At 64.0% G+C, this 15,308-nt stretch carries 11 protein-coding genes and 4 pseudogenes; 6 read left to right on the top strand and 9 right to left on the bottom strand.

Translation table 11 applies throughout. The annotated features are described in order from the left end of the window. Nucleotides 1-83: 83 nt before the first annotated feature. From V5B44_RS08995 to V5B44_RS08970, 6 genes are read right to left on the bottom strand one after another with little or no spacing between them, the layout of a single operon-like run. Nucleotides 84-1,382, bottom strand: a complete 1,299-nt coding sequence (locus V5B44_RS08995) for a hypothetical protein (protein WP_332358730.1) — start codon at nt 1,380-1,382, stop codon at nt 84-86. 12 nt (nt 1,383-1,394) lie between these two features. Continuing rightward, on the bottom strand, nt 1,395-3,848 hold the full coding sequence (locus V5B44_RS08990) for a tetratricopeptide repeat protein (protein ID WP_332358729.1): 2,454 nt from the start codon (nt 3,846-3,848) through the stop codon (nt 1,395-1,397). Nucleotide 3,849: 1 nt separating this feature from the next. Next, nucleotides 3,850-4,446, bottom strand: coding sequence for a PqiC family protein (locus V5B44_RS08985; RefSeq protein WP_332358728.1), 597 nt, complete (start codon nt 4,444-4,446; stop codon nt 3,850-3,852). Beyond that, nucleotides 4,446-6,113 carry an intermembrane transport protein PqiB gene (locus tag V5B44_RS08980; protein WP_332358727.1) on the bottom strand — a complete coding sequence of 556 codons (1,668 nt, stop codon included), beginning with the start codon at nt 6,111-6,113 and terminating at the stop codon, nt 4,446-4,448. Before V5B44_RS08980 ends, V5B44_RS08985 begins: the two co-directional genes overlap by 1 nt. Further along, nucleotides 6,106-6,747: a paraquat-inducible protein A gene (locus V5B44_RS08975; protein WP_332358726.1), complete on the bottom strand. Its 642-nt coding sequence runs from the start codon at nt 6,745-6,747 to the stop codon at nt 6,106-6,108. Before V5B44_RS08975 ends, V5B44_RS08980 begins: the two co-directional genes overlap by 8 nt. Then, nucleotides 6,744-7,424, bottom strand: coding sequence for a paraquat-inducible protein A (locus tag V5B44_RS08970; RefSeq protein ID WP_332358725.1), 681 nt, complete (start codon nt 7,422-7,424; stop codon nt 6,744-6,746). The genes V5B44_RS08975 and V5B44_RS08970 overlap by 4 nt, the downstream gene beginning before the upstream one ends. Nucleotides 7,425-8,333: 909 nt before the next feature. Here V5B44_RS08970 and V5B44_RS08965 point away from each other — a divergent pair. After that, entirely contained in the window at nt 8,334-9,167 is an 834-nt protein-coding gene (locus V5B44_RS08965; RefSeq protein WP_332358724.1) for an alpha/beta fold hydrolase, read from the top strand. 107 nt (nt 9,168-9,274) lie between these two features. Then, nucleotides 9,275-9,559 (top strand): hypothetical protein, encoded by a 285-nt coding sequence (locus V5B44_RS08960; RefSeq protein ID WP_332358723.1) that lies wholly within the window; start codon nt 9,275-9,277, stop codon nt 9,557-9,559. Nucleotides 9,560-9,653: 94 nt separating this feature from the next. On the opposite strand, the pseudogene V5B44_RS08950 reads toward V5B44_RS08960, so the two are convergent. Beyond that, nucleotides 9,654-11,269 (bottom strand): annotated as a pseudogene (locus V5B44_RS08950) (IS1634 family transposase). A 163-nt stretch (nt 11,270-11,432) separates the two neighbouring features. On the opposite strand from V5B44_RS08950, the gene V5B44_RS08945 reads away from it, so the two are divergent. Further along, nucleotides 11,433-12,470: an IS701 family transposase gene (locus tag V5B44_RS08945; protein ID WP_332358720.1), complete on the top strand. Its 1,038-nt coding sequence runs from the start codon at nt 11,433-11,435 to the stop codon at nt 12,468-12,470. Between the two features lie 100 nt (nt 12,471-12,570). Here V5B44_RS08945 and V5B44_RS08940 read toward each other — a convergent pair. Continuing rightward, nucleotides 12,571-12,792, bottom strand: a pseudogene (locus V5B44_RS08940) (transposase); the annotation flags it as partial. Between the two features lie 95 nt (nt 12,793-12,887). Between V5B44_RS08940 and V5B44_RS26615 the strand changes: the two are divergent. Further along, nucleotides 12,888-13,118 (top strand): annotated as a pseudogene (locus V5B44_RS26615) (hypothetical protein); the annotation flags it as partial. Nucleotides 13,119-13,161: 43 nt separating this feature from the next. Here the strand turns inward: V5B44_RS26615 and V5B44_RS08935 are convergent. Beyond that, complete coding sequence (locus tag V5B44_RS08935) at nt 13,162-13,311, bottom strand: hypothetical protein (protein ID WP_332358719.1); 150 nt, start codon at nt 13,309-13,311, stop codon at nt 13,162-13,164. 5 nt (nt 13,312-13,316) lie between these two features. Between V5B44_RS08935 and tnpB the strand changes: the two genes are divergently transcribed. Both tnpB and tnpC read left to right on the top strand, forming a co-directional pair. Beyond that, nucleotides 13,317-13,730 (top strand): IS66 family insertion sequence element accessory protein TnpB, encoded by a 414-nt coding sequence (tnpB, locus tag V5B44_RS08930; RefSeq protein WP_332358718.1) that lies wholly within the window; start codon nt 13,317-13,319, stop codon nt 13,728-13,730. After that, a pseudogene (gene tnpC / locus V5B44_RS08925) lies at nt 13,727-15,209 on the top strand (IS66 family transposase); the annotation flags it as partial. The gene tnpB and the pseudogene tnpC, both read left to right, overlap by 4 nt. Between the last annotated feature and the right edge of the window lie 99 nt (nt 15,210-15,308).

Here is a 15,308-nt window from a genome sequence, read left to right as displayed (position 1 = left end):
TTGACCCTGAAATACCGTGTCGGCGGGCTTGCCTGCGCGACGCAGCTTCTCCACAGCCAACGCGCGGCTGGTACCATTTCGAGCTATTCCTCCGAGGACCCATCGTCATCGCTCAGGGTTTCGTCGCCATCCTGTTCATCCTCGCCCTGCACTTCCTCATCCTCGCCGTGGCGCGGCGGCTCGCCGGGCAAGGGCAGCTCCCGCGGGACCGGTTCGAGGACCACCGGTCGCACCACGGTCCGGATGAGACTTCCCTCGACCTGTGCCGCGATGTGATCGACCGCCGCCATCACCCCGGTCGCGGGGTCCTCCATCAGGCTGTGCCACATGTCGTCCAGCGCCGCGTTCAGGCTTTCCCGCAGTTGCGCTTCCATCTCCGGCCGTTCCTTCTCGTGCGTCATGGCGCCGATGCCGGCCGCGCCGAGGGAAATCACCGCGCCGGCGACGCCGCCGACCGCCGCCGCGGCAGCACTTGCCCCACCGCTGGCAGCAAGCCGGGCCACCAGCTTTTCGCTGGCCCGCTTCGCGACCGGCGATATCCTGGCGTTCGATGGCCCGGCTCCGGCGCCGCCAGCGTCCTTGCGGATACCAGCGAGCAAGGCCGCGTAGGCCGGCAACTCACTGATCGGCAGCGCATGAACGGTCTGGTAGAGCGATGCGCGCTGGGCTGCTGGCGGCGGCAGGACAATTGCCGGGATGTCCTTCAGCCGCCGGTCGAACTGATCGAGCGGGACGTCGTAGCGCCGCTGGATTCCCTGGATTTGCTCGCCGAGGAGCTGGACGTAGAGCTTCGTCGCCTGCCCCCGCACCGCATCCGGATCGATCTCGCGGGCGACGGGGCCCAGCACCTGCTCCTGGTATTGCTCCTGCAGATAGGCGGCCAGTCGTTCCACGGCCGGATCCTCCTCCTGGCCAGCGCTCATCTTGTACCAGGCCACCTTGATGGCCAGCCACTGCTGCGTCCAGTAACCCGTGTACCACGGAATGAAGTCTGCCTCTGTGCGTTGGCGAACGCTTGCCAGCCATGCCTTCATCGCGCCGCGGGCGTAGTTCCCGGCGGGTCGCCGCGCGGCGGTCGAGGCAGCGACGATGTCGCGATCGACCTGCTGCCAGGTGCTCTCCGGGATGTAGACCGGCGGCCTCGGATCCGGAGCCCGTTGCGGCGCGGCGCATCCCGCCAGGATGACCAGCAGGGTGACAATGACGAAGCGCGCCTGCAAGACGGCCGTTCGACCACCGCGGTCTGCTGGCTGTCTCTCAGCCGGCCTTGCCGGCGTCGAAAGCGGGTAGCGACAACTGTTCATTGCTGATTCGTTGATCGTGACCATGTTGAACGGTTGATCGCGTCGTCCCGGGAAACGGCGGTCCGGGCCGGCGCCCATGCTGCGAAAGGCTCACTGCTCTTCCAGCTCGGCAATCAGCCGGCCAAGATCGGCATTGCCGGGCATGATCTCGTCGAGCTGTTTGGCGTAGCGCAGCGCGGCGCGCTGGTCTCCCACCTCGCGACTGATCGAGAGCAGCGCGGCGAGGATGTCGAGGTTGTTCGGATGGCGTTTGCCGGCCTCCTGCAGCACCGCCAGCGCCCGCTCGCGCTGGCCGGCGGAGTGGACAGCGATCGCTTGCACGTAGGCGTAGCGGGCATTTTCAGGCGCGAGCCGGGCGGCCTCGGCGAATTCCCTGAGTGCTGCCGGCCTGTCGCCCTGGCGAGTCAGCGACAGACCAAGCGCATGGTGCAGGTCGGCGTCGCGCGGTAGTTCGGCGAGGCCCCGGCGCAGGACTTTCTCCGCGTCCGCCTCGCGGCCCTGCCGATGCCAGGCATCAGCAAGATTGACGTAGGCAGCGGCAAACTTCGCATCACGGACGATCGCGCGCTCGAAGGCGGCAACCGCCTCGTCGCTGCGTCCCTGCCGCAGGCGCAGATTGCCGAGGTTGACCTGACCCGATGGCCAGTCGGCTTCGAGTGCCAGCGCGTGCTCGTATTCCTGCATCGCGGCCTGCCGGGCAGCCCGGCGGCCTTCGGGAAGCTGGCTGTCGGGGACGTCGGCCAGCACGTTGGCGGCCTCGATGCGCACACCGCGCACGCCGTCCGAGAGCAGCGGCGCGGCGGCCAGCACCCGGTTGACCGGGTCGGCCGGTGCGATCATGCCGAGCGCGGCGATGCGCACGGACGGGTCGTCATCCTGCAGCAGCGCGCGGGCGGCCGGCAGGTTCGCCTGGCTGACGTAGGGCTGGGCCAGGGTCACGGCGGTGGCGCGGACGATGGCCGGGGCGCTCGGGCTGGCCGCGAGCTCGAGCAGGCCGGGCAGAGCGCGCAGGCCCTGGGTTTCGGCCGCATGCAGGGTATTGCCGTAATGCGGCCGCTCCCGCCAGCGCCTGCCATACCATTTGTCCATGGCGCTGGCCGCCCACTGCGGCTGCCTGTCGATGTGACACTGATTACAGGCATTCGGGCTGCCCAGCGAAAGCGAGAGATCGGGACGCGGGATGCGCAGGCTGTGATCCTGGCGGGCATGGATCACCATGTAGTTCTGCGTCGGCATGTGGCAGGTGACGCACTGGGCGCCCTTGCCGCCGGCGAGATGATGGTGATGAGCCGGGCTGTCGAACTCGCCAGCGGCGTGACAGCGCGTGCACAGCGCGTTGCCCTCGGCGCGCAGCTTGTGCGAATGCGGCTCGTGGCAATCCATGCAGGTGACGCCGCTCTGATGCATCCGGCTTTGCAGGAACGAGCCCCAGACATAGACCTCCTCGCGCTGCTGACCGTCGGCATGGTAGTTCGGTGCGGTGAGCAGCGCCAGGCGATGGCTGTCCTCGAGCGGCGCGCCGGCCTTGCGCTCTTCGCTCAGCGTGGAGCGACGGGCGTGACAGGCGGCACAGCTGTTGATGCCGGCAGGGTCGGCCGGCCGATCGCGGACGACCGACCGCGCGCCTTCGCTGGGGAATCTCCACGCCTCGCTCCAGCGTGTCTTCAGCGACGGCAGCCCCTTGTCGTCCTGCGCGTTATAGGGCGGCCGCGCCTGCCTGGCCCACTCGACATGGGCGGATGCCGGGCCGTGGCAGGCTTCGCAGGCAACGTTGATCTCGCTCCAGGTGGTGTGATAGGTCTGGCTGGCCGGATCGTAACCCTTGCGCAGATTGGTCGAATGGCACTCGGCACACTGCAGTGCCCAGTTGTGGTAGACGCCGGTCCAGTGCAGGGGGTCGCGATGGTCGACCTTTTGCTTTGGATAGAGGTGGAACCAGCGCTGCCCGCCGTCGCCCTTCGGCCGCGCATCCCAGGCGATCGGCAGCATCTGGTAGCGCCCCCCGGGGAACGGAATCAGGTACTGCTGCAGCGGATAGACGCCGAAGGTATGGCTGATGTCGTAGTCGGTCAGCTTGCCGTCCGGCCCGTCGGTGCGAACCATGAACTTGTCGCCACGCCGGAAGAAGGTCGATTCGACGCCGTCCTTGCTGAACCGGCCGTTGTCAAAGTTGCCGAGAACGCTGGCGGGCGTCGCCTCCTGCATCGCCAACTGGTGATGTGAGCCCGTCCAGGCCTTGAACTCGCTCTCGTGGCAGGTCTTGCAGGTTTCGGCACCGACGTAGCTGGCCGCGATGGTTCCGGGCCCACCGGCCGGCGACGCCGGCGACGCCGGCGACGCCGACAGCGGCGGCACCGGAATCGCAGTCGGCCAGGCCACGAAGGCGACCACCGTGACGATCAACACCGCCAACGCCACGCCGGCAGCGAGCAGGCGATGCGGCCGCTTTTGTTCGGCGGCTGCCGTTGGCGAAACAATGGCGGTAGCGGTCGGGGGGCTGGCAGCGGGAGCGCGCTCACCACGCCGACTGGCTCGTCTGCTCACGTCATCGTCCCGCCTCGGCGCGAATGGCGGCGGCGATATCGCGGCTCATCCCGGCGATCGCCCGGCTGTGCGCCGCGGCGAGTGCATCGTAGCCCTGACCCTGCACCGGCTCGCGCAGCGTCGTCCGCCCGCTGGTCGTCGCCGCGCCCGCGCCCGGCCGGCGTACCAGCCAGAGCGCATCGAGCGTCGCTGCCTCGCCCGGCACCGACTCGAAGCGCAGGATGTCGACCGTGACCCGGTACGCCGGATCGAAGCTCGGCGCCAACGGTCCGCTGACTACCCGCGACGTGCCGAGCAGAACGACGAGATTCTCGGCAAGAGTCCCCGCGACGCTGCTCGCCAGCGGCGCCGCCCAGCGATTGAATTCGTCGACGGCGACCCGATTCGGGCCCTTCTGAACGACGAACTGCGGTCGGTCCACCGTGGCTGGCAGAGCGACGCCATCGACAGCGACGACGTAAGCCGCCGGCGAGGCGCCTGCCTCTGGCCGCGCGGTCGCCGCCAGGGTGTAGAACTGCGCCGGCGCCGACGCGCAGCCCGACAGTGCTGCCGCCAGCGCCAACGCCGGCCCATGGACGCTCCATCCAGCACGCTTCATCACTGCAACTCCTCGCTCTTGCCACGAATCAGCGCCTCTGGATGGCGCTCGAGATAATCGGTCAGCACGCGCATCGACTGTGCCGCGCGCTTGATCTCGCTCAGCATGCCGCGCATTTCCGCCATCAACACCGAGTCGGGTGCGACCACCTTGCCCGCGGAATCGAAGCTGCGCTCCGCCGCTGCCAGCGTGCGACGCGCCTCGACCAGCGTGCTGCTCAGTTCCGGCGTCAGTTCGCCACCCCAGCGTTTGACCAGCGTATCGACATCCTTCAGCGTCTCGGCAAGCGTCGCCAGCGACTGCTTCAGGTCGTTGCCGATGGCGTCGATCGGCAGGCGGTCCAGCTTGGTCAGGATGTTCGTCAACTTGGCCTCGATGTCGGTGAGACCGCTCTTGGCCACCGGAAAGACCGGCGGATCGGCTTGCCAGTTGATGTTCGCGCGCGCCTCGTTCGGAACGTAGGCCAGGGCGACATAGAGTTGACCAGTGAGCAGGTTGCCCGTCTGCAACTGCGCGCGCAGGCCGCGCGCCACCAGGCGGTCGAGGAGATCCCGCCGCATTGCCGGGGTGATCTCTTTGCCTCCGGTAAGGTCCTGCGGGTCCACCAGCACATCGAGAAAACGCTGCGGAAAAGTCGCCACCCGCACGCGCGCCCGCACTTTCAGGTCCTTCCGGCTGCCCGCCTCGAGACGCACCGAGACGACCTCGCCAATCGGCAGGCCGAGCAGTGTCACCGGCGCACCAGCCGACAGACCGCGCACCGACTCGTCAAAGTAGAGTACGTAGTGTACGGACCGCCTCTCCGGAGCCTTCATCGCCGATGCCTGGTCGCCAAAAAGCTCAAAACGCGCGTCTGCGGGGGCCGGATCGGCCTCGGCGCTCTCTGTCGGCGTGTCGAAAGCGACTCCCCCGATCAGCAGTGAGGCCAGCGACTCGGTCTGCACATTGAGGCCGTCGGCGTTGAGCGAAAAATCGAGTCCGCTGGCCTGCCAGAAGCGCGTCTCGGGCTTGATGAATCGGTCGTACGGCGCCTTGACGAAGATTCTTACCACCAGCCCGCGTCCGTTTTCCTCAAGGCGGTAGGAAGCGACCTGCCCAACCTGGATTCGCCGAAATAAAATCGGCGTGCCGTAGTCAAGCGATCCGAGGTTCGCCGCCTCGAGCTGAAAGAAGCGTCCTGGCGTATTGGCAGCGACCACCGGCGGCACCTCCAGCGCGGTGAACGAACGAACGCGCTCGCTGCCATTGCCGATCGCCATGCCGATGTAGGAGCCCGAGAGCAGCGTCCCGAGGCCGGTGATGCTGCCGCCGGCGATGCGCGGGCGAACGACCCAGAAGGAGGTGTCGTCGACCAGCCACTCCCCCGCCTCCGGGGCCATCTGCACGCTGGCCAGAATCCGCTGGCGATCCGCTGAGACCTTCAGCGATTCGATCCGGCCAACGTCGACGCCGTTGTACTTGACCGTCGTTTTGCCGGCCTCGAGCCCGTCCGCCGAAGCGAAGCTGATCTCGATCGTCGGCCCCTCGGACAGAAGTTTCTGGACCGCGATCCAGCCACCCAGGAGCGCCGCGATGATCGGAATGATCCACACCACCGAAAGCCGTGTCCGCTTTTTCGGCACCGCAGTCGCCTCGGGAAGGTCGGAAAGTTCTTGATTCTCAGGCATTGCCCTGCTTCTCCTGTTGCGGAAGGTCCCAGATCAGCCGCGGATCGAAGCAATTCACCGCGACCATCGTCAGCACCACGACACCGGCAAAGAAGATCACTCCGGCGCCCGGCTCGACCCACATCAGCGGCCGCAACTGGATAAGCGCGACGACAAAGGTATCGACAAAAACGTCGAGCATCGACCAGCGGCCGATGAACTTTACCATGCGATAGAGCCGTACCCGTTGCCCCGTCGATTCGACCGAACCGCGCTGTACGCTGATCAACAGATAAGCCAGCGCAATCAGCTTGCCAAGTGGAATGGTGATGCTGGCGACGAAAACGATGATCGCCAGCGGCCACGACGACGGCGACCAGAGCTCGACGACCCCCTCCATGATGGTGGCGGTTGCAGCCCCCAGGGGCGTGTAGGTCGACAGCACCGGCAGCAGGTTGGCGGGAACGTAGAGGATCAGCGCAGCCAGCACCAGGGCCCAGGTACGCTCGATACTCGCCGGCCGGCGGAAATGGAGCCGCTCGCCACAGCGGGGACAGTGCGCCGCGACGCCCCCCAGCGGCGGTCTCGAGACCAAGCCGCAGGCCTCGCATCCGGCAAGGCCGAGCGACATCGCACTGACCTGCGCCGCGCTCACTGCCGCGCCTCTGGCAGGCAGGCCGTGTTACGTTCGCCCCGCGGCGACTGGTCCTCGGCCCACTCGATCCGGGCCCAGGCATCGTGCGGATCGAAGGCAGCGGCCATGGCTGCAAGCAGGAAGACCAGCGCGCCGAGCACGAACAGCGCGAGGCCGGGAATCACCGTCGCCAGTTCGGCAATCTTGATCAGCGCGACCAGCACACCGAGGAGCATGATCTCGATCATGCTCCACTCGCGGACAAGCTCGTAGCCGCGCAGCAGCAGGCCTGCCCAGTACGGCGCCGGCGGCCGGCGCACTGCCAGCACGACGGCGAGCAGGCAGACGATCTCCAGCGCCGGTGCGATCACGGCGGTGAACAGTACCAGCATCGCCACCTCCTGCCGGCCATCGCGCCACATCGCCAGGACGCCGCCAAACACCGTCGTGAAGGCCTCGCGACCGGCCACCGACAGGCCGAGCATTGGTACCGTATTGGCGATCAGCCAGAGGATGGCGCCGGCGAGCGCGAGCGCCAGCGTTCGATTGAGCGAGTCCGGCTTGTGTCGCCAGAGCGGCGCCTGACAGCGCGTGCACAGCGCCACCGCGCCCGCCGGAACCGGCGGCAGGCGCTGCAGGAGGTCGCAGTCAGGACAGGCGCGCAGGCCGGTATCGAAGGCGGAAGCACTGCGTATCACGAGATCCCCGCTTTGTTGCTGGTGACGAAAGAAACTTGCTCCGGGCAGCCAATGTCTGGCCCCCGGCTGACGTGCAATATTCTACTCGCTCACGGAGCGGGCTCAGAGCCTGTGCATGTCTGGCTGGCGCGCGGGATACTGGCCTATCGGTGTAGGGATGAGCGCGCCCACCCCCTCCGAAGCGTGCGTGCGTTCACTTCTCGCACCACATTGCGTGGTCGACCACATGATATGCGCTATGCGAAGGCGGTTTCCAAGAAAAGTCGTACTGTGCAAGCGGATCAAATCGCTGCGCGTCACAACCGGCAGAGATCAGGGTCCTGGTACGCGCCAGGCGATGCAGGACCCCAATGGCGTTCCTTCAAATCCGCGAGCTCATGATCGTGGAACGTTCGAGGCCCTTGCGTGCGCCAGCGCTTCGCCAATCTGGCAACTCTCAGCGCCACGCCTTGAGCTTAGCTGAAGATATCCAATCCCATGCGCTGACATGCACCGGGCCGGAAGGACCGGTTCCTCACCCGGTGCGCCTTGTACCGGATCGTACTCCGGTCGATTTCCGGGGAAAGCAGCTTGAGGGTCGCGTCCGGCTGATCCGGATCATCGACCAGACGCCTTAATTCCATTTGTTGACGCGATGAGCCCAGCCAGTTCGGCGCGCATGGCGATCAGGGCCGTAACCACATGTCCCTCTGCCATTGAAAATACTCCTGATCGTTGAAAACAATACCATTCTCGTCGAGCCAGGGGTCAGCCGCCGGGGATGGTTGCTCCCTAATCACGGGAAATCGACTAAGCGAAAATAGCTCTTCCTCGAGTCGCAGTTCCTTTTTGAGCTGACGAGGACTATAGTCGTTACTGTCAGGGTGATCTCACCCTCTGAATTTCTCGCTTACCTGTTCGCCGGTCTCGATGACGCATTTCTTTGCCGATGATGGAGAGAAGATCCACGTGCATGTGTCGGGAGACGGCTCACCGATCATCATGCTGCATGGCTGGACTGCCAGTCACCGGGAGTGGTCTCCATTTCTTGACCAACTGACACCGCAGCATCGTGTCTACCGATGGGATGCGCGTGGCCACGGTGGCCATCGCCTGACGCGAGACACCGTTCCGACGGTTCAGCGGATGGCGCAAGACCTTCGCAATCTGATCGATCACTACAACCTCCATGCACTAGTGGCTGTTGGCCACTCGATGGGAGCTCTGACCCTTTGGCAGTACATCCAGGAGCATGGCTGCAACCGGCTTGGCAAGGTTTGCTTCCTCGATCAGTCGCCAAAGCTGCTGACCGATGCCGACTGGTTGAATGGCATCTACGGCGACTTTGACCGAGAACGTTCCGCAGCCTTCCTGAGCCATCTGGAAAACGACTTCGCCGAGTCCGTTCTCCTCCTTGGTGCAATGGGGCTCAACGATCGCGCCAGAGAAAAGTATCAGGAGGGCTCGAGGGGCCTGGAGAAGGCGCGCCAATGGCTAAAGGAACAGGACCCGGCGCCGCTGATCGCTTGCTGGGAAAGCCTTACCGAGGCCGACTATCGGGCCACGCTGGACAGGATCGATATCCCAGCACTCCTCGTATATGGCGGTGCGAGCAATTACTACCGCAGCGAAACCGCCCATTACGTCCAGAAGCGAATCGCTAACGCTGTACTGCACATTTACGAAGGGTCCGATCACTCGCCACATCAGTGGGAACGAGATCGCTTCATCCGCGACTTGCGAGAGTTCATCGATGCCCCTTGAGGCGCGTGGCAAGACGCTGGCGCAACTTCGCCAGTTTGGGGCTGATAACGACCGGACAGTAGCTTTCAGCGTAGGGTTCCGGGGGAAATACCTGGCTGCTGACCGCCGTGTGGAAGGAACTGGGCTTCGCCGACGCCTTTCGCCGGTTGCTGCGCAACCCGCACCAGTTCGATGCCGAACGCCTGTTGCGGGTGATGGTGTTCAACCGGCTGTGTCGCTCAGTGGTAGTAATCGGGCCACGCAGATTGGCGTGTTCGAAGGGCAAACAGGTCTGGGCCGGGGTGCTGACGACGCGTTTCTGGTCCAGGCCGGACGCTGACGGGCGTTGGTGCGTAACCGGCAACTCCGCGGTGTTCTTCCCGCGCCCTGCTGTGCCGTCGACAATGCCGTGATCGGGCGGATCTTCCTCTAGCTAGTAGACGCAACTGCGCTTTAAGTAGTTGTTTTTGTTGCAGAAAAAGCCGGTTCCGCAAGAGCGGCGTCTGCCTACACGGCGCGCTTGTCGGCTTTGGCCTTGAGCGGGAAGGACAGGCCGATGGCGTCGAGGATTTTGGCCTGTTGATCGTCGGGGCGTGGCAGATGCGTGTGACGCTGACCGTTGCGGTCGGTGCTGTAGAGATAGGTCAATCGTCCGAGGGCCACCAGGGCGTCGTCCGGAGTGATGGCGGCGGGGTCGTCTTCGGTGCTGCCGAAGGTGCGGTGCAGATCCGCTTCAAACCGCCGCGTGATCTTCAAGGCGAGCATCGCCACGAAGACATGCGCCTTGGTGCGCTCGGCCTTGCGCAGGAAGATCGGACGAATTTCCAGAAAGGTGGTTTTGACCGTCGGAAATTGCGCTCGACTTTCTGCAGGTCGCGATAACGCGCATCGACCGTCTTCGCATCCATCAAACCTTGCGGCACATCGGTTTCCAGGAGATAGCAGCCGTCGAGCAGGGCGTCCTGCGCTTTAGCCTCCGTGTCGATGGTGCAGACAATGACGCGTTCGTTCAGCGCGAGGGTGACAAACGCGCTGAGCTTGTGGCTCTTGGCCCAGCGCTGCAAGGCGGCCAGGCCGATTGCCGCGTTGGCGCGCCTGGAGTTCTTGACGAAGGCGTTACGTTCGGCGACCTTCGCTTGCAACTGGGCCAACTTGTCCTCTCGTCGCCGCCCCTCGCGCACCCGCACGGTTTCGTTCCGGCGCACGATCAGGCGCTTATCGTCGTGCTCCACCTCGCACAGATGCGCATCGAACAGATCCGTCTGCAGCACGCCCTCCTTGAGGAAGGTGCGTATCTGGGCGTCAGTCAAGGCCGTGATATAACGGAAGCCCTGTGCCGACAGCGCGGCCTTCCCCTTGGCCTTAATCATTCCCCGATCGCCCACCATCACCACTTCGGCAATCCCGAATTGCTCCTTCAGAATCGTGATCTGGCTGGCCACCGTCGTCGGGTCCGCGGTGTTGCCCTCGAAGACGCGCACGGCGAGGGGCTCGCCGTCCTCGGCGGTCAATAAACCGATGACGATTTGCTGCTTGCCTCGCTTGCCGTCGCGGTTGTAGCCGTATTGCCCCAGCTCGTTGCATTCTCCTTCGAAATAGCTGGAGGTGACGTCGTAGAGCACCAGGACCGGCGGTTGGCCCTGCGCCTTGACGTAGGCCTGGTACAGTTCCCGCTCGATGCGCTCCTGCTGGCTCGCCAGCCAGTCCAGCGCGGCATAGAGGTCGTCCTCATCGAACTCCTCCAACGCCAACACATCGGCCACCGTGTGCTGTTTCGCCCAGCGCACCGCCGACAACCGCGACCCACCATGCGCGATGCGTGCGAGAATCAGAAACAGGTTGAGCCTGCTTTCCGCCGCACTGCCCAATACCCGCGTGATGCCCACCTGATCAGCCAACTGCTTGAGCGCAAACAGCACTCCAAAAATCTCGCCGCTGGTCATCTCTCCCGACCAGTCGTCGAATTCGCCCTTCACCAGACGTTCCATGGCGACGATCCGCTCCGGTGGCCAGTTCGTCAGGTTGGCAATCGTCCGCGTGCAGACTTTGCCGCCCTCACGATAGGACTCGCGGAGCAGGATGGCGGGCCTGGATTTTCGGTTGGGGACGCGGGCGATGTACATGCCGACAATAAAAGCACATATCGCATTGTTTGTGAAGACACTATTATCCATGTACATGCCTACATATTTGCCGACTTTCTGATTTCTTACAAGTAACCATCCCCCGGCAAAGCCGGGGGCTTTCATTATGTGAGCCGCTCAAAGCGGCTAAAAGAAGGGAAACATGTCCGCGGGCGTGGCGCGGCAGTGGAACGGTCGCTTGGGGAAGGTCGATAACTGTCAGGTGGGCGTCTTCGCGGCGGTGACGCGCGATGGCGTAGCAAGCGTGGTGGATGCCGACTTGTATCTGCCGGAGAAGTGGGCCAAAGATACGACACGTTGCGAGGCGGTGGGGGTGCCTGAGGAGGCGCAGACGTTCCGCACCAAGGGCGAGATCGCTCTGGACATGGTAATTCGCCTGAGGCGGGAAGGCTTGCACTTCTCTTTCGTCGCCTTTGATGGCGGCTACGGGCACTTGCCCTGGCTGCTCGGGGAACTGGATGTCGAGGGAGAGATCTTCTTCGCTGAGGTGCATTCGGATCAGGCGATCTATCTCCAGGATCCCGCACCCGCGGTGGCGGCTCGTCGTTCGTCGAAGGGTCGAGCGCCCCGTCGGCTGCGGACCACGGCGGTGCCCATGACGGTGGCCGCGTGGGCAGCCACGCAGTCGGCATCCGCCTGGGGGCGTCTGTCGATCCGTGACGGCGAGAAGGGCGAGGTGATGGCCGACTATCTCACCCAGCGGGTGTGGGTCTGGGACGGCGAGGCGCCGTTGGCGAGCCGTTGGCATCTCCTGGTACGACGGGAACTCGATGGGACGAAACTCAAATTCGGCCTGTCCAATGCCAAGCCCAGGGCGTCTTTGCGCCGCTTGGCGGAAATGCAGGGAGCGCGCCATTTCGTCGAGCAGTCCTTCCGAGAGGCCAAGAGCGCCTGCGGCATGGCCGAGTATCAGGTCCGCCGCTGGCAGGCGTGGCACCATCACATGGCCCTGGTCATGATCGCCACCATGTTCCTGGCCAAGGAGCGCCTGGCCCATCGCGAGACGGCTGAACTGCTCTCCTGCCGTGACTTGATAGAGATCATGCGCCATCGGCTGCCTACCAAGATCGTCACCGACGAAGACCTCGCGGCATCCATCATCGATAGGCATCGACGGCGGCACAAAGCCATGGAATCCGCCTACAGAAAGCAAGCCGCCATGCTCTCAGCATTAGATTGAAAGACAATCTGACAAAGTAGAATTATGTGAGCCGCTCAAAGCGGCTAAACAGAGTCGCTAACGCGACCCTGACCATTTTGCGCCACCTAAAGGTGGCAAATCAGCGCCACAGGCTCAGTTGATCCAGTCGCTTGTCCTCCTGCTCCTGGTCTCGGATGTACTCCCGGATCAACGCCTCGTCTCCATCAACGGTCGAGACGAAGTGCCGCCTTGCCCAGAAGCTCGGGCCGACGAAGTTCCTCTTGTGCTCACCGTACACTCGGGCCAAGTGAATCGCGCTCTTGCCCTTGATGCACCACACCACATGCAACACCGCATACTTCGAATGGCGTAGGCTTTCCGACTTGTCCATCGGGATTCGCCATAGTCGTGTGCTTGGCGGCTCACGGCTTGAAGCTTCCTGATGGACTCCCTGAAATGTCAAACTTTTCCAGTCCCCCGGCAGAGCCGGGGGATTTCCCATTCTTGGTTAATCAACGACTTGCCTTAAGGGCTCCGGGAAGGTCCGTCGGGACACGAGATGAGAGGGCCGGGATGGCGACGAATAGCGAAAGGCGGAGGGCACGGCGTAGCGCCGACGAGTGGCGGCGGGTACTGTCCGGATTTGCGGGCAGCGGTTTAGCGGTGGAGGCTTTCTGTGCGCGGGCAGGGATCAGCGATAGCAGCTTCTACCGGTGGCGCAGCCGACTGGCTACGTCGGTGGAGAGGCCGGACGCGATGGATCATCCACCGTCGGGGAAGCTTCATCGATGCGGGTCCCCTGCGAAGCGACGACGCGCAGCCAGCACGCCGCGAACTGACGTTCGACCTCGGTGGCGGTCTGCAGGTGCACCTGGTGCACGGCTGATGTTCTTCCCCGAAGGACAGATTCGGGTGCAGGTCTATGGTCGGCCGGTCGACCTGCGCAATTCCTTCGATGGCCTGTATGCGCTGACGCGCCAGGCGTTGGCTCAGGACCCCTTGAGCGGGCAACTGTTCGTCTTCTTCAACCGGCGAGCCAACCAGGTGAAGGTCCTCTACTGGGATCGCACGGGTTTCTGCCTGTGGGCCAAGCGTCTCGAAGCCGGCCTTTTCGTCTCCGACTGGTCGAAAGCGAGCACGCGGGAAACCGACTGGACCGGCCTGAAGCTGCTGCTCGAGGGCATTGAACCGGGACTCGTCAGGAAGCGCTACCGGCTCCCGGAGATTCCTGAACTTACACACAAACCGGCCTGTAAACAATGGCTTGAGACCTCTTCGCGGGGTATAATCGTGACATGAATGCAGCGCCGATCCTGACCGTTTCCAGTCTCAAAGTGGCGGCGACCTTGAGCCTGCAACAGATCGCCGAACTGATCGGATCACTGCGCAACAGGGAGAAAACCGAGGCGCTCCTGCGTCAGGAAATCACTGCCCTCAAACAGCAACTCGACTGGTTCAAGCGCCAGCTCTTCGGTCAGAAGAGCGAACGACGCATCGAGGTCGGCGCCAACGGCCAGATGAGTCTCGGCGAGTTGCTCACCCAGCCAACGCTGCCGGAGCCCAACGGCCGCGTCATTGCCGCCCATATCCGCAAGCCGGCGACCCGGCGCAACGACGATGAAGCCGTGCCCTTCTTCGACGAGACGCGCGTCCCGGTCGAAGTCATCGAACTTCCCGCACCGGCAACCGACGGCCTCTCTCGCGAAGACTAAGAGGGCATCAGCCACAAGGAAAGCTATCGCCTAGCCCAACGGCCGGGGAGTTACGTGGTGATCAAGTATCGCCGGCCGGTGGTCAAGCTGAAGAAGACTGCAGAACTCGTCTGTGCCAGTGCACCCGCCGGCATCATCGACGGCAGCCGGGCCGACGTGAGCTTCATCGCCGGGCTGTTGATCGACAAGTTCGCCTACCACCTGCCGCTCTATCGCCAGCACCAGCGCCTGACCGATGCAGGGATCACCGTCAGTCGTCCGTGGCTCACGCAGATCGCCCAGCAGGGGATCGGACTCCTCGAACCGATCTACGACGCCCAGTTCGCCTCAATTCGCGCCTCGCGCGTCAAGGCCATGGACGAGACGCCGATCAAGGCAGGTCAAGGGGTTCCGGGCAAGCTCAAGGCCGCCTACTTCTGGCCGGTGTATGGCGAACTCGACGAGATCTGCTTCCCGTTCTTCGAAAGTCGCGAGGCCAAACACGTTGAAACGGCTCTTGGCCTGTCGGCGATCGGGCAGTGTCCTGCTCTCGGACGGCTACCGAGCCTATGCCTGTTACGTCGCCAGGACCGGGATCATGCACGCCCAGTGCTGGGCGCATACCCGCCGCAGCTTCTTCGAAGCGCAGACCGTCGAACCCGAAGCCGCCGCGCAGGCACTGAATTTCATCGGTCAGCTGTACGAGATCGAAGAACAAATCCGTCAGAAGAAGCTCGCCGGCGTCCAAAAGCGTGATGAGCGTCAGACGCAGGCCAAACCGATCGCCGAGCGCTTCTTCGCCTGGATCGATGAGCGCTTCGAAGCCCAGGGCTTGCTACCGAGCAACCCGCTGACCAAAGCACTCGCGTATGCCCGCGAGCGACGAGGCGGGCTGGAAGTCTATCTCTCCGATCCGGAGGTGCCGATCGACACCAACCACCTTGAACGCGCTCTGCGGGCGATTCCGATGGGGCGTCGCAATTGGCTGTTCTGCTGGACCGAAGTCGGCGCCAGGCACGTCGGCATCCTACAGAGTCTGATCGTGACCTGTCGGTTGCACCAGATCGACCCCTACGACTACCTGGTCGGCCCTGCAAATTGCCTGGAACCTGCATAGACACTAGGCTTTGACTCGAAATTGGCCGCTGAGATCCCCGGCAATTTAGAATACAGGGCGGTGAAACCT

It is taken from the genome of Candidatus Accumulibacter necessarius (assembly GCF_036625085.1).
The sequence above is the reverse complement of the archived record's forward strand: the minus strand, read 5'-3'. Positions and strand labels throughout refer to the sequence as shown.